Source organism: Acinetobacter sp. 251-1, assembly GCF_030329305.1.
Classification (GTDB): Bacteria; Pseudomonadota; Gammaproteobacteria; order Pseudomonadales; family Moraxellaceae; genus Acinetobacter; species Acinetobacter piscicola_A.
In genome coordinates this window covers 194,094-212,616 of sequence record NZ_JACANS010000002.1, presented here as the reverse complement: position 1 = coordinate 212,616, position 18,523 = coordinate 194,094, and the positions used below count along the sequence as shown (strand labels likewise).

The 18,523-nt window shown below is 37.0% G+C and carries 17 protein-coding genes; 8 read left to right on the top strand and 9 right to left on the bottom strand.

Features of this window, described 5'->3' with window-relative positions; translation table 11 throughout:
• Positions 1-49 precede the first annotated feature (49 nt).
• Positions 50-508: a hypothetical protein gene (locus tag HX129_RS02365; RefSeq protein WP_130073864.1), complete on the bottom strand. Its 459-nt coding sequence runs from the start codon at positions 506-508 to the stop codon at positions 50-52.
• Positions 509-652: 144 nt separating this feature from the next.
• On the opposite strand from HX129_RS02365, the gene HX129_RS02360 reads away from it, so the two are divergent.
• Positions 653-1,510: an alpha/beta hydrolase family protein gene (locus HX129_RS02360; RefSeq protein ID WP_286433454.1), complete on the top strand. Its 858-nt coding sequence runs from the start codon at positions 653-655 to the stop codon at positions 1,508-1,510.
• Positions 1,511-1,606: 96 nt separating this feature from the next.
• Here the strand turns inward: HX129_RS02360 and HX129_RS02355 are convergent, their stop codons facing one another.
• Complete coding sequence (locus tag HX129_RS02355; RefSeq protein WP_130073850.1) at positions 1,607-3,142, bottom strand: TerC family protein; 1,536 nt, start codon at positions 3,140-3,142, stop codon at positions 1,607-1,609.
• Between the two features lie 897 nt (positions 3,143-4,039).
• On the opposite strand from HX129_RS02355, the gene HX129_RS02350 reads away from it, so the two are divergent.
• Positions 4,040-4,504: a MarR family winged helix-turn-helix transcriptional regulator gene (locus tag HX129_RS02350; protein ID WP_180046648.1), complete on the top strand. Its 465-nt coding sequence runs from the start codon at positions 4,040-4,042 to the stop codon at positions 4,502-4,504.
• A 1-nt stretch (position 4,505) separates the two neighbouring features.
• Here the strand turns inward: HX129_RS02350 and HX129_RS02345 are convergent, their stop codons facing one another.
• The 4 genes from HX129_RS02345 to HX129_RS02330 form a co-directional block, all read right to left on the bottom strand.
• Complete coding sequence (locus tag HX129_RS02345) at positions 4,506-5,168, bottom strand: SOS response-associated peptidase family protein (RefSeq protein ID WP_286433268.1); 663 nt, start codon at positions 5,166-5,168, stop codon at positions 4,506-4,508.
• Between the two features lie 121 nt (positions 5,169-5,289).
• Complete coding sequence (locus HX129_RS02340; protein ID WP_286433269.1) at positions 5,290-6,513, bottom strand: CaiB/BaiF CoA transferase family protein; 1,224 nt, start codon at positions 6,511-6,513, stop codon at positions 5,290-5,292.
• 50 nt (positions 6,514-6,563) lie between these two features.
• Positions 6,564-7,988, bottom strand: coding sequence for an MFS transporter (locus tag HX129_RS02335; protein WP_286433270.1), 1,425 nt, complete (start codon positions 7,986-7,988; stop codon positions 6,564-6,566).
• Between the two features lie 244 nt (positions 7,989-8,232).
• Complete coding sequence (locus tag HX129_RS02330) at positions 8,233-9,456, bottom strand: acyl-CoA dehydrogenase (protein ID WP_286433271.1); 1,224 nt, start codon at positions 9,454-9,456, stop codon at positions 8,233-8,235.
• A gap of 253 nt (positions 9,457-9,709) precedes the next feature.
• Between HX129_RS02330 and HX129_RS02325 the strand changes: the two genes are divergently transcribed.
• The gene (locus HX129_RS02325) at positions 9,710-10,651 is read left to right on the top strand and encodes a LysR substrate-binding domain-containing protein (RefSeq protein WP_286433272.1); all 942 of its coding nucleotides are present in this window, start codon (positions 9,710-9,712) and stop codon (positions 10,649-10,651) included.
• A gap of 90 nt (positions 10,652-10,741) precedes the next feature.
• Here HX129_RS02325 and HX129_RS02320 read toward each other — a convergent pair whose 3' ends face one another.
• A complete protein-coding gene (locus tag HX129_RS02320) occupies positions 10,742-11,080 on the bottom strand; it encodes a hypothetical protein (protein WP_130072527.1) in 339 nt (112 codons plus the stop codon).
• Positions 11,081-11,202: 122 nt separating this feature from the next.
• On the opposite strand from HX129_RS02320, the gene HX129_RS02315 reads away from it, so the two are divergent.
• The 5 genes from HX129_RS02315 to HX129_RS02295 all read left to right on the top strand — a co-directional run bounded on the left by HX129_RS02315 (position 11,203) and on the right by HX129_RS02295 (position 14,725).
• Complete coding sequence (locus tag HX129_RS02315; RefSeq protein WP_130072529.1) at positions 11,203-11,631, top strand: HD domain-containing protein; 429 nt, start codon at positions 11,203-11,205, stop codon at positions 11,629-11,631.
• A gap of 142 nt (positions 11,632-11,773) precedes the next feature.
• Positions 11,774-12,673 carry a LysR family transcriptional regulator gene (locus HX129_RS02310; RefSeq protein WP_130072532.1) on the top strand — a complete coding sequence of 300 codons (900 nt, stop codon included), beginning with the start codon at positions 11,774-11,776 and terminating at the stop codon, positions 12,671-12,673.
• A gap of 93 nt (positions 12,674-12,766) precedes the next feature.
• Entirely contained in the window at positions 12,767-13,849 is a 1,083-nt protein-coding gene (trmA, locus tag HX129_RS02305) for a tRNA (uridine(54)-C5)-methyltransferase TrmA (protein WP_286433273.1), read from the top strand.
• 243 nt (positions 13,850-14,092) lie between these two features.
• On the top strand, positions 14,093-14,320 hold the full coding sequence (locus tag HX129_RS02300) for a hypothetical protein (protein WP_130072536.1): 228 nt from the start codon (positions 14,093-14,095) through the stop codon (positions 14,318-14,320).
• Positions 14,321-14,476: 156 nt separating this feature from the next.
• Positions 14,477-14,725 carry a hypothetical protein gene (locus HX129_RS02295; RefSeq protein WP_130072538.1) on the top strand — a complete coding sequence of 83 codons (249 nt, stop codon included), beginning with the start codon at positions 14,477-14,479 and terminating at the stop codon, positions 14,723-14,725.
• Positions 14,726-14,816: 91 nt separating this feature from the next.
• Here the strand turns inward: HX129_RS02295 and HX129_RS02290 are convergent, their stop codons facing one another.
• Both HX129_RS02290 and zapE read right to left on the bottom strand, forming a co-directional pair.
• A complete protein-coding gene (locus tag HX129_RS02290; protein WP_286433274.1) occupies positions 14,817-16,982 on the bottom strand; it encodes a malate synthase G in 2,166 nt (721 codons plus the stop codon).
• Between the two features lie 385 nt (positions 16,983-17,367).
• Positions 17,368-18,516, bottom strand: coding sequence for a cell division protein ZapE (zapE, locus tag HX129_RS02285; RefSeq protein WP_130072544.1), 1,149 nt, complete (start codon positions 18,514-18,516; stop codon positions 17,368-17,370).
• Between the last annotated feature and the right edge of the window lie 7 nt (positions 18,517-18,523).

Below are 18,523 nucleotides of genomic sequence, written 5' to 3'. Positions count from 1 at the left end.
ACAAGCATCCATCTTTAAAAGAAAATAATTAGAAATAACAAATTGAATATTAATAAAATTTTAAAACCACACCAAAAACTAATATTCCCGTTGCCAAAACCTCACCTAACGCCAATAGCAGCATGGCAAAGCTCATCATCCATTGAGGTAAATGCCATTTTCCCATCTGATGCGGTACTTTAAATTGATTCGTTGTATCTTTTAGTGCGCCATGCAAAATATAGCTCATGATCGCAAAACTAAAAAAAATTAAATTAATCACCACACAAATAAAAGTAATACTTGCTGACCATGCAGAAAAATAAGCTAAAACTGCCAAAATCAAAGTCGCTGGTGCATATAAAAGGCTACTGCGATGTGCAATATCTACATAATAATGCGCCCGTGATTGCGAAGACTGACGGATTTGCATATATTTCCACACGCCTGTCAGCATACCTACCCATAAATATAAACCACTGAAAACAATTGCTATTTTAACCGATTCTGAAAACTGTAAATCATCCATTGTCATTTTGAAACCCTTATATCCTTTTTATAGTGTAGCCTTGTTTAAATCTATTTTCTGACTTTCTAGTCATACTTTTAACAAGTTTCTTTTTGGAACTTATGTATGGTATATATTATTTTCTACAGCTATTTCTTAAAACTTATGCAAACACCACAACAATTAAATATTACCTGTAAAGATGGCTATAGCCTCAGTGCAACTTTTTATGACATAGCATTCTCTACTACAAATTTACCCATTTTGATTTGCCCTGCTACAGGAATTACTCAAGGCTTTTACCGTGCTTTTGCTGAATGGTTAAATGAACAAGGCTATCAAGTTTTGGTCTTTGACTTTCGAGGGATCGGTGCCTCCCTACATGGTCCTTTAAAAAAATCGGATGCCAGTATTCAAGATTGGGGACAACTCGATATTCCTGCAGCTATTGATGCTTTATTAGTCAAGACTGACAAATCACAAGTCATTTTACTAGGACATAGCGCTGGGGGTCAGCTCCTAGGAATTGTGCCTAACTACGCAAAAGTTGCCAAAGTCATTGCGATTTCAGGTTCAACTGGACATGTTAAAGGTCTAAAAGGTCGTACCAAACAATTAGCACCCGTCATGTTTAATCTGATCTTCCCTATTTCAAATCTTTTTAAAGGCTATGGCACAACCAAAATGCTGGGAATGGGGGAAAATTTACCGAAAAATGTAGCAAAACAATGGGCACAATTTTGCAGCCACCCAGGTTATGTTGAAAATGCATTAGGTAAAACCATTTTTGAAGATTTTCATCAAAATATTCGTTGCCCAATTACAGTATTTTGGTCATCTGATGATGAAATTGCCACCGAAGCCAATGTTAAAGATTTAATTCGTTTATATCCAAATGCCTCAACTCAAATGCATGAACTTGTACCCTCAGCTTTAGGTCACAAGCAAATTGGACATATGCTCATGTTCAAAAAATCACATCAAAATATTTGGCCAATCATTGCTAAAGAACTCAATATTTAAAAGTTTATGCACTTAGTGTCGTAATCCATGCTAAGTGTCTTTTTATTTATGCCATAAAAAATGCCTCATCAATGAGGCATTTTTTAATCCAAGTAATTAAGCAACGCTATAAGTAATTTTCACAGTTTTAATACGATTTTCATCCATTTCTAAAACTTCGAAATGTACACCTTCAACTTCAATTTGCGTGCCTACTCGGACATCGGATTGTGCTTTATCAAAAATTAAACCTGCCACACTGAAATAGCCAGAATCTTCTTGAACTAAATCAACGGTTTCAAGTGCTAATTCTAATTGATACAAGTCCAACATCCCCGATGCTTTCCAAGTATGATCATCGACTTTGACCAATTCAAGCTGTTCATCCGCATCTGGGAATTCACCAGCAATTGCTTCAAACACATCGAGTGGTGAAATCAAGCCTTGAATATTTCCAAATTCATTTGTCACGAGAACCAATGAACCTTTTGATGAACGCAAAGTGTGAATCGCATCAATGACCTTCATTTTTTCAAAAATAAAAATCGGACGTTGACGTTTAATCAAAGCTTGTAACTGCTCAGGATCATCCAAAGCATCAATCAATTCTTTAGCACGGACAATTGTAACAACTTTATCCAACTGACCACGACACACAGGGAACAAACTATGAGGTACTGACAAAATTTGTTCACGAATACGCTCAGGATCATCTTCAAGATTCACCCAAGAAATTTGATTTCTTGGCGTCATAATTGAAGCAACACTACGCTCAGCCAACGTTAATACACCACCGACCATGTAGCGTTCTTCATCAACAAAGGTCTTTTGTGCTTCCACTACGTCAGGAGATGCGACAACATCTGCATCCAACTTACTGCCCATCAATTTTAAAATAGAATCCGCAGTACGATGACGTAAAGGAATTTTTGCTTGATGTTTCGCCGCATTACGATTACTAAACTGATTAAATGCTTCAATTAAAATTGCAACACCAATACCAGAATAAATATAGCCTTTTGGAATATGGAAACCAAAACCTTCTGCAATTAAGCTAATACCAATTAACAATAAGAAGCTTAAACATAAAATAACAACGGTTGGGTGACGGTTCACAAATGCAGTTAATGGTTTAGAGGCTAATAACATCACTGCCATTGCGACAATCATTGCAGCCATCATGACATAAATGTTATCCACCATACCAATGGCTGTAATCACGGAGTCTAATGAGAATACTGCATCTAAAATAACAATTTGCGTTACAACCGCAGCAAAGCTGGCATAAACAACATTGGTTGTGACTTGAACTTCGGGTTTACCTTCAAGTTTTTCATGTAATTCAGTGACTGCCTTATAGACAAGGAATAATCCACCAAACAACAAAATCAGATCTCGACCTGAGAAGGTTTTATCAAATACCGTAATCAAAGGTTCTGTCAATGTAACGAGCCATGAAATGGCAAATAACAGTCCCAAACGCATAATCAGCGCAAGAGAAAGGCCTAAAACACGTGCTTTATCACGTTGTTCTGGGGGAAGTTTTTCTGCCAAAATAGCAATAAAGACAAGGTTATCAATACCTAGTACAATTTCTAAAACAATAAGAGTAAGTAAACCTACCCATATTCCAGGGTCTAATAAAAATTCCATTATTAGATCTCCTGCTCATTATTATAATTTACAACAGATAACTTAAATTTTAACCTACACGGCGACGGATCCATACATAAGACCTTTTCAACTAAATTATCTTAATTATGCATAATCTCACTATTTTGTAATTATTTTTTTTATTATTTTACAAATAGACACAAAATTTAAGGTTTTTTCAAGCTGAAATGTATAAGCAAAGATATCTTTATATTTTCGATATTTATTTCTATTTTTCAAAAATCTCATTTAAAAAATATTTTTACTTTAGAGCTTTATAAGCTGCCAATTTATAGTTTAATACAATAAAAAGCACATTGTTGACTATTAGAAACACCATATTGCAACATGCAATAAGGTATAAAACGATGACCTTTACAACAAATATTTTTTATAATCAACTATATTATGCTTAAATCTAAATCAATTTTTTTAAATATATCCCACTTGTCATTAGTGAAAGATATAAAAATAATGACATCATCAGATTAACTTTCTCATTTATACATCCATAGATATAAAAATATACCTACAGCTATTCAATAGAAAACAAAGCAAATTAATGAAGATCAACAAAAATTAAGATACAGTATCCTATCAACCATTACTTAGCATAAAATGATCGAAAAGATTTACATTCAATGATTCAATTTAATGTATCTACCCTATAAAATGAGTAAAATTCAGTCAAAATAACCATCATAATCAAGGAACAAATGAAGTATAGTCTTTGATCCAATCCTATAAAATTGATGTATTATGTATAAAAACTTAATAAATTTCTCATTTTATGCATACTTCACCTCATTTTTATGTTGATTTAGAACATCAATTTACAATACTATTACAATTGTTATTACATTGGGCTAATAATTAGAAAAAACAAAGGAATTTTTGATGACCAAAAAATATTCAAAATTTTTACCAACAACCGATAATTTTAATTTGGCAGAATTTCCGTACTATTGGATTACCCAAGTTCATTCTCAATATGTACTTAATGTCGACCACGCATTAAAAAAATATGGAGTGGATAATTCTCGACGTCGCTTGTTATTGGCACTTGAGTCTAAACCAGATGCGAGTGTTTCAGAACTGTCTGATATGATTGTATCAAAAATGTCAACGACCACTAAAATTGTCTATCGTTTAAAAGATGAAGGCTTAGTGGACACGCGTTCTTGTAGTCAAGATGCACGTATTACACGCGTAAACTTGACTGATGCAGGCAAACAAATGATTATTAAAATCAATGACTTAATGAGTGTCGTTTTAGAACAATCTTTCGAAGGTTTAACACCGCTGCAAATTGAAAAAATGATGGAAAGTTTAAAACACATTTTCAAAAATTTATCGCGCTAATTCATTCATCAAACATACTTAACTGTGGCGAGTTTTTGGCTTGACGTTGTTGTGGACAATAAAAGCACTCAAACTCATCTACAGGAAAGCCTTTGATAAATGGCGCAATATTTATATTTTTCCAACTCACCCATTGCTCGATGTGTTGTTGTGCAATCACAATAATAGAACGTTTAATATTGCCTGGTTCGTGAAACTCTTTCATCATAGCATGATCGATTGCATCCATGGTCAGCATACATGCCGAACGGATAATCTCTCCATTGATCTTGGTGATTTCATACAATGCGGCAATAAAAAAAGCTTGACCATCTTTACGTTTTACGCCCCAACGCTGCGCTTTTCCATTGATATACTTCGCCTCATAAAACTCTGTGACTGGAATCAGTCCAAATTTACATTTGAGCAATGCCTCTCTAAAACTGGCTTTTTCTAATAGCGTTTCATTTCGTGCATTATAGGTTCGTTTTGCAACATCTCGACTTTCAGCCCATTTTGGAATCAAACCAAAATTGACCAAACGCCACTCTAGCCCTAGCGCAGATTTAAACAATAACGGCGTTTGGAAACTAGGATATATTTCTTCAGGATATGAAAATGGAATTTCTGGTAAATTTAAATCGGCAATTTGCGCTAAAGTTGCTGGTTTATAATTTGCACACATAATCTAAAACACAATCATGATATTTGTATGACAGTATTTCAACAGATTACGTGTGCTTTGCAAAGTTAACTTTAATAATGATGTGTCTGACATCACACAAATATGGGGATTTCATCCCTATTTATCCATTTTCAATAATGCCTTGTTCACACAAATTATTTAGGTATTCTTTAGAATAAAATTCTTGTAAAACATGTTGGGTATGTTCTCCTAGACGCGGGGGGGCTCGATGATATTGGATAGGTGTACCTGACATTTTGATAGGCGATGCGATGACTTTAAAATTCGGATTAAAAACATGTGGAATATTAACCACCATCTTGCGATGTCGAATTTGCGGCTCATCTAGCGCATCCGCAATTGAATTAATTACCCCAACAGGAACTTTCAGCGCATGAATGGCATCAACCCAATGCTTGGCAGTATTGCTTAGAAAATACTCTTCCAATAGAGCAATTAATTCAGCACGATTTTTCACACGGTCTTGATTGCGAACATAGTTTGGATTGTCTAATAACTCAGGTTTACCAATCGCAATACACAGATCTTTGAATTGTTTATCATTCCCACATGCAATAATAAATGCTCTATCTTGTGCCTGAAATGTTTGATAAGGCACAATATTTGGATGACTATTGCCCATACGTTTGGGTACAACACCTGAAGTTAAATAGTTCATGCCTTGATTGGCTAAAGCCGCAACCTGAACATCAAGTAATGACATATCAATATGCTGTCCCTTTCCTGTTTGATGACGAGATAATAACGCCGCTTGGATCGCAATAGTTGAATACAAACCGGTCTGTAAATCGACCACAGCCACACCTACTTTTTGTGAGCTTGCACCTCGCTCTCCGTCTTTTTCCCCTGTAATGCTCATCAACCCTGACATACCTTGGATAATAAAATCATAACCAGGTTCTTCAGCACGTGGACCATCTTGCCCAAAACCTGTGATCGAACAATAGACCAATTTTGGATTGATTTGACTTAATGTCTCGTAGTCTAAACCGTATTTGAGCAAAGAACCTGCCTTAAAATTTTCAATGAGCACATCGGCTGTTTTCACAATTTCCTGAATAATTTTTTGACCTTCCGCAGAAGAAATATCCACAGCAACCGACAATTTGTTACGATTTGCACATTGGTAATAACCCGACTCTTTGGTTACTTGTCCATCTTGATCTAACATCCAAGGGGGTCCCCACATTCGGGTGTCATCCCCTAGTTTTGGTCGCTCAATCTTGATAACTTCTGCGCCCAAATCTGCCAAAATTTGCCCACACCAAGGTCCGGCTAAAACTCGGCTTAAATCTAAAACTCGAATTCCTTGTAATGCACCCACGTTTTATTCCTCTTAGACAAGGGCATTTTATTGCCCTGACTGCTCATATTTTAAGTTACGACTTGATTGGTTTTTTTCGTTGTTTTTAATGCTTGATTTTTTACAGTATTATGCTCAACACATTCAGAATGTTCAGTGGACACCAAACTTGATTGTTGTGGGTCATACTGACGCTCACGAATAAATAAAGCGGGGATCACACCTGCAATAAAATATGCCGTGCCCATCACAATAAATGCCATAGTGAATGAACCGCCTGCTGCGATCATGCCAATCGTTGCTGGCGCAATTGCTGCACCTAAACGTCCCATATTGTAAGCACCACCAATTGCAGTACCTCGTACATCTGTCGAGAATGATTCTGTCATATAGGTTGCATTTACACCGTATGGAATACCGTATAAAAATCCAAAAGTAACCAATAAATAAGCAATATTATCTGGCGTATTAAAGAAAATAATCACCGGTAAAAATGTGGCTGTCGCGACTGTACCAAAGACAAATGTTACTTTTCGTCCTAATTTATCTGCTGCATAACCTGCTAATATTTTCCCTAAAATCATCGCGGTATAAGCCCCCACCATATAACCAGTCAATGATTTGAAATTCATGTGCAATTCAGTTTCAAGATAGGTCGGCATCCAGTTATTGACCCCGTAATAACCAAATTGTAAAAATGCAGCTGTCATCATCAAAAATAAAAACATTTTGCGGTGCTGCATATTGCCAAATATACGCTTGTAAATACTTTCACTTTGAACTTGTGACTGCTGAACATTCACAGACTGAGCAAGTTGTGAGTCAACGCCTTGTGCCTGTTTAATCTTCGCTTCTTGCCATGTTGCTGGCTCAGGCACAAAGCGCATGAAAATCAAAGCAAATCCTGCTGGAATAATGGTCACATAAAACAACATCCGCCAACCATGTTCAGGAATAATTGCCCCTGCCATCAAGGTTGCCACGATATAGCCTACAGTTTGACCTGTTTGTAAGGTACCTAAAACCGTGGTTCTATATTTAGTAGGAACATACTCAGCCATCAGGGTATTACACGCCATGTATAATGAACCTAAGCCAAATGCCCCAATAAAACGCAACACCATAAACTGTTCATAACTTTGCGTCATTCCCAAAATACACGTCATGATTGAAAAGAAAACCACCGACCATGCAATCGTCCTTACACGACCAAATTTATCACATGCCCAACCACCAGAAATACCACCTAAAGCCATCCCTGCTAGCGATGCACTGCCTAACATACCCGCTTGAAATGTCGTTAAACCAAACTCAGCTTTTAAACTGGTTAAACTGAACGACAACAGCATGATATCCACACCATCAATCACGAGAGACACAAAAGCAAAAATAAATGCCAACTTCCATGTGCCACGATGAATCTTATGGGTTGTGCCTACATTCGATGGTAGTTTATAACTGAGTACATTGGACTCAGTATTTAAATCTTTATTCATTCCTTTACCTCATTTTCCCAAATGAGTCATCGCAATTCCGTTGCTCTACATCGACCTAAATCTTTGTCATTTTTTATTCTATTTATATTCAAAATTTAGACTGATACATCTGTAGATTCTCAAGAGGTTATTCACGATGAATCCTTTATGTTTTTCTATATTGACCTTTTTTCAGGCATAGGCGCTCTAAGGATGCTCAATGAGGAACACCCTAAAGAATTTTTAAAATTTGATTTAAATAGATTTAATTACAAAATGCAGCAATACCCGTTTGCGCGCGGCCTAAAATGAGTGCATGTACATCGTGCGTACCTTCATAGGTATTGACCACTTCAAGATTAACCAAATGGCGTGCGACACCAAACTCATCACTGATACCATTTGCCCCCATCATGTCACGTGCGACACGGGCAATATCCAGTGCTTTACCGCAGTTATTACGCTTAATCAATGACGTCCCTTCAACTGATGCAACCCCCTCATCTTTCATACGACCAAAACGCAATGCAATTTGCAAACCAAGTGCAATTTCAGTTTGCATATCTGCTAATTTTTTTTGAATCAATTGATTCGCTGCCAATGGACGACCAAACTGTTTACGGTCCATGGTGTATTGGTGTGCTGCATGCCAACAAAACTCTGCTGCACCCATTGCTCCCCAAGCAATACCATAACGTGCACTATTCAAACAGGTAAATGGACCACGTAAACCTCGAATTTCAGGGAAGGCATTTTCTTCAGGAACAAAGACATTATCCATCACAATTTCACCCGTGATCGAAGCACGTAAACCAACTTTGCCGTGTATTGCAGGTGCTGAAAGCCCTTCCCATCCTTTTTCAAGAATAAAGCCTCGAATCTCGCCTACATTGCCCTCAGCAGACACTTCTTTTGCCCACACCACAAATACGTCTGCGATTGGGCTATTGGTGATCCACATTTTTGTGCCTGTTAAACGATAACCACCATCCACTTTTTTGGCACGTGTAATCATACTCCCGGGATCAGAGCCATGATCAGGTTCAGTTAAGCCAAAACAACCTATGTATTCCCCTGTTGCCAGTTTAGGTAGGTACTTTTGTTTTTGCTGTTCTGAACCAAATTCATTGATCGGCACCATGACCAATGAGCTCTGCACACTCGCCATTGAACGATAACCTGAATCCACACGTTCTATTTCACGTGCGATCAGACCATAACTCACATAATTTAAGCCTGCACCACCGTATTGTTCAGGAATCGTCGGTCCCAATAGTCCTAATTCCCCCATTTCACGAAAAATAGATGCATCCGTTTGCTCATGACGAAACTGTTGTAAAACACGTGGCATCAATTTGTCTTGAGCATAGGCTTGTGCTGCATCTCGAATCATACGTTCTTCTGATGTTAATTGTTGCTCGATCAAAAACGGGTCTTGCCAATTAAATTGTGCATGTGATTTTTTAGTTGAATTTAACATTTGATTCATTGCGTCCTCTGCAAATAATATGTTTGGCTTCTATCTGATGCTATGTCCAATTTAAATTTCTTTCAAACGATTAATTTGCATCCAGATATTCCATTTTCGCATAACTTATGTTTTTATAAATCACAAGATTCAATCGATTCACAGTGAATTTCATCACAATATTAATCTATATCAAAATATGTAGATAATGCATTTATTTTAAATTGTATTGCATTTTCAATCTATTATTTAAATAAAAAGCATGGAAATGGTTATGCGTAGAATGATTCCATCATTACAAGCACTACTCTGCTTCGAAGCTGCTGCAAAACATTTAAGTTATACCTTTGCAGCACAAGAGCTGCACCTCACTCAAAGTGCCGTTTCAAGACAAATCCAACATTTAGAAGACTATTTAGGCTTGGCGTTGTTTAACCGTACCCGCCATGGTGTCGCACTCACGCATGCAGGTGCACAATATTATCAAACGATCAAATCTCATTTACTCGCAATTGAACAAAGCACTTTAGATTTAATCTCACATAAAGGTCTAGGAGGCACACTCAAATTAGGTGTTGTCCCCACTTTTGCAACACGTTGGCTATTGCCGCGACTATATAAATTTAATGAGATTCATCCTGAAATTACCATCCATTTAGAAACCAGTACCAAACCTTTTTTATTTAGTGAACATATTTTTGATGCCGCAATTTATACAGGCACGGCGCAACAAGTTGAAAATTGGCCTGATACCAAAGCACATTATTTGCTTAAAGAAGAAGTTGTACCTGTATGTTCACCAAGTTTAATTTATAAGTATTTTCCTGAACTTCAAGCAACAAAAATCACCGATATTTCTCTGAGTGCGGCACAAATAGCCAGTCTACCTTTGCTGCAACAAACCACACGTCCAAACATTTGGAAAGAATGGTTCGATGTATCGGGCTATGACCATCCCCATGCTCAACATGGACAACGGCATGAGCTTTTTTCTATGCTCGCAGTGGCTGCAACACATAGCATGGGTGTTGCCCTCATTCCCCAAACCTTGTTAGAAAAAGAACTTAGCTCTGGTGAGTTAATTATTGCATCGAAAATTCAATTAAAAGGCGTACGTTGCTATTATTTTGTCTACTCAGCACAACATCAAAGTCCTTTAATCGCTAAATTTGTAGAATGGTTAGTACAAGAGGCTGCGCAAACACAAACGAAATAGTCCTATCGTGTGCAACAAAATATTCTATATCTATAATCACTTAGATTTCAGATTTGAATATTTTGTTGCATATTTCAACTGACTTAAATATTAAATTACAGCATTTGGGCTAAAGCCAATATAGCGATATAAACCTTCTACCCCTAAATCCATTTTAAACATTTGATAATCGGCATAAGTCGCTTGTGAAATTTCAGCAAAAATCTGAATGCCTTGCTCATCATTGGCATGGATTTCATCTACAGTGCGTGACATACTTTGCTCAAAGCAATCTGAGATAAATTCAAAGCCTAAATCCATCGCAATAAATAAAGTATGTTCACAGGGTTGAATATATTGTTCTTGCGACCAATCCAAAACGGCATGTTGGCAATAAGGACATGTTACATTTTGCTCAGGATTATTGAGCTCAATCAGTTGAAAAGCCATCTTTTTCAGCACAAAATAAAACGCTAGTTTAAACGATTTTTTCGCGAGTTCGAAATATTGATCACATCAATTTATCATTTTCGAATCACAGCGCCTACATGATCAATCAACAAAAGGATTTTATGTCAACCATCGAAAAAGCCATTGCTTTCGCTGCAAAAAAACATGCAGGACAAGTCGACAAAGGGAATCAACCGTATATTTTTCACCCATTGCGTTTGATGCTCAAAGTTAAAACACCACAACAACAAATCGTCGCGGTATTGCACGATATTTTAGAGGATACCGATACAACCATCGTCGATTTAATCTCTTTGGGATTTGAGCAAGAAATTATTGATGCCATTCTTGCTTTAACCAAAAAATCAGGTGAAAGCCGTATTGATGCTGCATATCGCGCTCATCAAAATCCGATTGCCTGTGCAGTTAAACTCGCGGATGTTAACGACAATATGGATTTATCACGTATTCCACATCCAAGTGAAAAAGATTTACAGCGCTTAGAAGAATATAAGAAGGTTCATGCTATATTGCGTTCTGAAATGTTGTAATCCATACATTTTTATAGTGTAGAGTCTGTAGGTCAGCATTCATATTTTAAAATGAAACGACAATTCCTACATATTTTATGCATTGACATGTAATCACTCATTATTTTTAAAATACATCATTCTCATATTTTTGGAATCATTAATGCTCTCTGATTTAGATGATTTTTACTGTTTTGCCTTGGTTGTTGAACATGGTGGATTTAGTGCAGCAGAACGGGCAACAGATATTCCTAAATCAAAACTCAGCCGCCGTGTCTATAACCTAGAAGAAAGCTTAAATGTACGCTTAATTCAACGCAGTTCTCGACATTTTGCTGTGACTGAAATTGGTATGAATATTTACCGTTATGCCCAAGTGATGATGAATGCGGCACAATCAGCACATGATTTAGTCGATCATCTCAGTGAACAGCCTCGCGGTTTAATTAAAGTGAGTGTTCCCGTTTCCATTGCACAAAATGAGATTGCCCGCATTTTACCAAATTTTTTAAAAAATTATCCCGAGATTAAGGTACAACTTTTAGTCAGCAATCGCCGTGTCGATATTATCAATGAAGGCATTGATCTCGCTTTACGTGTACGTGACAATCTTGATGATGATCCAAATTTAGTATTACGAAAATTTGAACAGATTGAACAGCATTTATTCGCAAGCCAAGCCTATTTAAATGAGTTTGGTCTGTTAAAAAAACCTGAAGATTTATCTGAACATCGTACTTTAAGTATGATGGATGAACATATTGACCAACAAATTGTATTGCATGATGAAGAAGGCCATCAGAAGAAAGTGAAGATCAACCCTGTCATCATGGGTTCTGATCTACTGATGCTCGCAAAACTTGCCAGTCAAAATTGTGGTGTAGTACTTTTGCCTGACTCTATGGTCGAGGACTATGTGGCAACAGGACAATTAGTAAGAGTTTTACCTAATTGGAAAGTACCACAAGGGATTTTTCATGCCGTTTATCCTTCTCGCCGTGGCTTATTGCCTGCTGTACGAGTATTTATCGACTATTTAGTTGAACATTTAACAAAAAGATAGTGTTTACTGATTTTGAATCGCAGTTTATTGCAGCTAATTTGACTAAACTTTGTTACCATTCTCACTGCTTTAAACTTGTCTTTTCGAATTTATATGACTTCCACTTATCAGCTTCAGCTCGATGCCAAAATTGAGCGTATTCGCAATCAATTTAGCAAATTCAATCCACCAGAATTAGAAGTTTTTGCTTCTCCTGAACAAAACTTTCGTATGCGTGCAGAATTCCGAATTTGGCATACCGAAGATGATATGTTCTATGCCATGTTTGAACGTGATGCAGATCAGCAAAAAAAGGTGATTCGCATTAATGAATTTCCGATTGCCGACCAAAGCATTAACACGCTAATGCCCATTTTATTGGCTGAATTAAAAAGCAGCGACATCTTGTCTAAACGTTTATTTGAGGTGCATTTCCTTGCAACTTTAAATGGCGAAATGCTTGTGTCTCTAGTGTATCGTGCCCCACTCAATGAAGAATGGGAAGCTTTAGCCAAACAACTTGCAGAAAAACTGAATATTAAAATTATTGGTCGCAGCCGTGGTCAAAAAATGATTCTCAGCGATGAATTTGTAGTTGAAGAATTGCAAGTATTTGAACGTAAATTTAAATATAAGCAAATCGAAAGCAGTTTTACCCAACCCAATGCACATGTTTGCCAAGACATGTTGGAGTGGGCATGTGATGCAGCTCGACAGTCTGAACGTGATTTGCTCGAACTGTATTGTGGTAATGGCAATTTTACCCTTCCCCTTTCTTTACGTTTCCGCCGTGTACTCGCAACAGAACTGGCAAAGTCTTCCGTTTATGCTGCACAGTGGAATATTGAACAAAATCAAATTAATAATATCCAAGTTGCGCGTTTGTCTGCAGAAGAATTTACCCAAGCTTATCAAGGTGAACGTGAGTTCCGTCGCTTACAAGAAGCTGAAATCGATATTTCAAGTTATGACTTTGACACTGTTTTTGTCGACCCACCACGTGCAGGGATAGACCTAGACACCTTAAAATTAATACAGGGTTTTGAGCGTATTCTTTATATTTCATGTAACCCTGACACGTTATTTGAAAATTTAGAAATCTTAAGTCAAACCCATAAAATCCAAAAATTCGCCTTATTTGACCAATTTCCATACACACATCATATTGAATCAGGCGTATTGCTAGAAAAAATTTAAACAACTTATTTCAATGGTAACTTAGGCTACACGCATGTAGCCTATTTTATAAACACGAATATTTATATTGCTTATCAATGGCTTAATTTTTTAATGCAAAAAAACCTGTCATCATTCCGTTAAATTTTTACTTTATAATCGTTAAAATTCATGTTTTTTATTCAAGCTCGACCTTCGCATAGCTTGTATTTTATTTTAAACCCACTATATTTCAAGCTATGTTTGGTTGCATTAGAAGGCTCTATGAGTTTTTGGCAAAAGCTGTTTACAAAAGATGCGCAGCAAAATGAGCATAAAAATCAGATTGCTTGCGTGGAAAATGATTGCTCTTGTAAATCCAATGATCAGCTTCTTTTGGCTTTATCTCAAGCGAAAGACGAAGATACGATTCTTGGCATTAAGAAAGTTCTCATCTCGCGAGGCTTTAGTCGTAAAGAGCTAAATGAACTTCAACATCCACCGATTCAATAGTCATGGATGACACAAAAAGGCATTCAAAATGAATGCCTTTTTTAATACCTGTCATTTACAGCTCTTTTTTCATTATGTTAATGTGTTGAATAATTCTTTTGATTTATTACATCATCATTTAAATTTTATATCATTTTACAAAATCGAGCTAAAACAATGAAAAAAATCTATTTTGCCCTAACGATCAGCAGTTTACTTTTGAGCGCCTGTAGCAGCAATAAAATGCCAAAAGAATGTGAAGAATCATGGCAACAGATTGAAAAAATGGCCAAAACCAGTGGTATTCCTGAAGAAGCAATTAATAATCAGAAAAAGGCTTTTGAAGATGAAGTAAATAAAATGGGTAAAGAAGAAGCCACCAAAGTATGCAAAACACAAACCGCAATACTGGGTATGGTTAAATAAATTTCTATATGTTCTTAATCTAAGCGATCAGCATTTTAATACGCTCAAATAAAAAAACCCTGACAAGTCAGGGTTTTTAATCGCTTACAGATTAGTCACCTGTATAGCCTTTCAATTTTAAACGGTAAGCATGAAGCAATGGCTCTGTATAACCAGATGGTTGCTCAGCACCTTTGAACACTAAGTCATAAGCGGCTTGATAAGCAAAGCCATCAAAACTTGGTGCCATTGGTGTGTACAGTGGATCGTTTGCATTTTGCTCATCCACAATCTTCGCCATACGCTTAAATACTTCTTCAACCTGCTCTTTGGTCACAATACCGTGACGTAACCAGTTCGCAACGTGCTGAGAAGAAATACGCAGTGTCGCACGGTCTTCCATCAAACCAACGTTATTGATGTCAAGAACTTTCGAACAACCCACACCTAAGTCAACCCAACGAACAACATAACCCAAGATACCTTGTAAGTTATTTTCAAGTTCTTTGGTTTTCTCTTCTTCAGTCCAGTTGGTATCTGTCGCTAACGGCGGAGTTAACAAATCATCTAATGGCAACGCTTCTGTTTTCAACAATTCTTGCTGACGTACAGACACATTACATTGGTGATAATGGATTGCATGAATTACTGCGCCCGATGGAGATGGAACCCATGCACAGCTTGCGCCCGCTTCAGGATGTTCAATCTTAGTTTTATACATGTCTAAAAGCATGTCTGGTTTTGGCCACATGCCTTTACCAATTTGTGCTTTACCACGTAAACCCGTTTGCAAACCAATCATCACGTTACGGTTTTCGTACGCTGGGAACCAAATTTGACCTTTCACTTCACCTTTACGAACGAATGGACCTGCTTCCATGAAGGTATGGATTTCATCACCTGTACGATCCATGAAGCCTGTATTAATAAAGATCGTACGATCTTTTGCTTGTGCAATACAGTTCTTCAAGTTTACAGACGTACGACGCTCTTCATCCATAATCCCGATTTTTAAGGTTTTCGCAGGTAAACCTAGTGCTTGTTCAGCACGTTCAAACAATTCAACTGCAAATGCAACTTCTTCAGGACCGTGCATTTTTGGTTTAACGATATACATCGAACCTTTGCGAGAGTTTTTGTTTTCGTTTTGACCTTTGATGTCTGCAAAAGTAAGCAACGGCGTAATCAATGCATCCATGATACCTTCGTAGATTTCAGCACCATCTACTAGGATCGCTGGATTTGTCATTAAATGACCTACGTTACGAAGTAACATCAATGAACGACCATGAAGCGTTGTTTCACCACCGATCAAGTTTTTATGAGTACGGTCTTTATTCAAAGTACGCGTAATCGTTTTACCATTTTTCTCGATAGACTCTGAAAGTGTACCTTTCATTAAGCCTAACCAGTTACGATAACCTTCAACTTTCTCTTCAGCGTCAACTGCAGCAATTGAGTCTTCTAAGTCTTGAATTGTTGTTACAGCAGCTTCAAGCACTAAGTCTTTTACGCCTGCCGCATCAGTTTTACCAATTGGACTTGTTGCATCTACTTCAATAATAACGTGTAAGCCATTATTTAAAAGTACAATTTCATTTGGTGCAGTTTCATCACCATTAAAACCCACAAATTGAGATTCTTTCGCTAATGTTGTAGTCGAACCATCTTTAAGTGTTACAGCTAATTTTTTGCCATCAACAGCATATTTAGTTGCATCAGCATGAGAACCATTTGCCAATGGGAAAGTTTCATTTAAGAAATTTTTGGCAAATGCAATAACCTTTTCACCACGAACTGGGTTATAGCCACCTTTACCTTTTTCCGCGCCACCATCTTCTGGAATCACGTCAAAACCGTAAAGTGCGTCATAGAGTGAGCCCCAACGTGCATTCGCAGCGTTTAAGCAGTAACGTGCATTACGCACAGGTACAACCAATTGTGCGCCTGCCAATAATGCAATTTCTTCGTCAACATTTTCTGTCGTGATTTGAAAATCTTCTACTTCTGGTAATAAGTAGCCAATTTCAGTCAAGAAAGCTTTGTAAGCTTCTAGTTCAAATTTATTGTTGCGGTGCCATTCATCAATTTTAGCTTGAATGTCATCACGCTTAGCCAATAATGCTTTATTTTTTGGACTAAGATCGACAACAACTTGCTCGAAATCTTTCCAGTATTTTTCGCTGTCTAGACCTGAGCCTGGTAAAGCTTCATTTTCAATAAAATCGTAGAGTTCTTTAGCAATCGCTAACTTGCCTTTTTGAATACGTGCAGTCATTGTCTTTCCTGATATTGCTACTTTTTATAACAAGAGATTCTTAGTATACCGATTTATACCTTGCTGAATAGTAATATCACATTCCTAAATAGTAAGCATTTTAAATTGAATACATACCGATATCATCCAATTAAATACAGTTCAAGAAGTGAATAACATCAACAATTTGAATACTCTTTCCACAGTGTATAAAGTTTTTAAAATGTCGAAATTAGACTTAAGTGCCGAAAAGGTCATTTATTTGATCATTTTAATGTCAATATACTTTTTTTCATCCCCCGATTAAGCCATGAAAAATACACAATGTCGATAAAAGCTTGTGAACAATCTGTTTCATTGAACAAAAAAAAGCACTCTGGCGAGTGCTGAATAAGATGTAACGTACTTATTCCACTTGTAATTCTTTGCCTTGAATCTGGCGATGTTCAGACTGTAAATATTCATCTGATTGCATTTCTAACAAACGTGAACGAGTACGTTCAATTTCAAATGCTAATTTTTCACCCTCATAAATCTCAATGATCGAATCTGCTGAAGTCAGTAATAATTTCACCCCACGATCATAAAACTCATCGACCAAATAAATAAAACGACGCGTTCCTTCTGACAACAAATCATCCAAATGCGGGACATTACTGACTAAAACCGTATTATAAATATTGGCAATTTCAATAAAGTCAGATGGACTACGCGGCTTCATACATAGTTCACGAAACTCACACCACAATACATCTTCAGTATGCCCTAACGTTTCAACTTCACGATTATTGATGATGATCGAACTTTTAGACACCGATTGTGACAAGACTAAAGCATTAAAGCGCTCAGCCATCCATGCCGTATTTTCATCATTTAAAGGTGACTTAAACAATTGTGCTTGTTTTAATACACGTAAACGATAGTCTACACCTGCATCAACATTTAAAATCACACAGTTTTTCTTGACCATTTCAATGGTTGGCAGAAAACGATCACGATGAATACCATTTTTATATAAACCATCGGGTGCAATATTTGATGTTGCAATCAGCGTAATACCGCGTGTAAATAGTTTTTGAAATAAATCACTAAGAATCATTGCATCTGTAACGTTTGACACAAAAAATTCATCAAAACAAATCACTACAGCATCTTTATAAATTTGATCTGCGACCAAATCGAGTGGATTACGTTGACCTGAAAGCTTATTTAACTCTTTATGCACATACTGCATAAAGTGATGAAAATGCATACGGGTTTTACGGCGAAATGGAATTGACTCATAGAATTGATCCATCAACCACGTTTTTCCACGCCCTACACCACCCCACATATAGACACCTTTAGGTGAGGTCTGGCGGCGAAAACGACGAAATGCTTTTTTAGAAGCTTTATAACGTTGAATAAGTTCTTGCCAAACACGATCTAGCTCATGCACTGCTTGCGCCTGTGCTTCATCGGGTAAAAATTGCCCAGATGACAAAGCTTGAGCATAACGCTCAGCAGGAGATACGGGTGTAAATGCGGTGCTATGTGCTGATTTTTTGTCTAACATATTACGA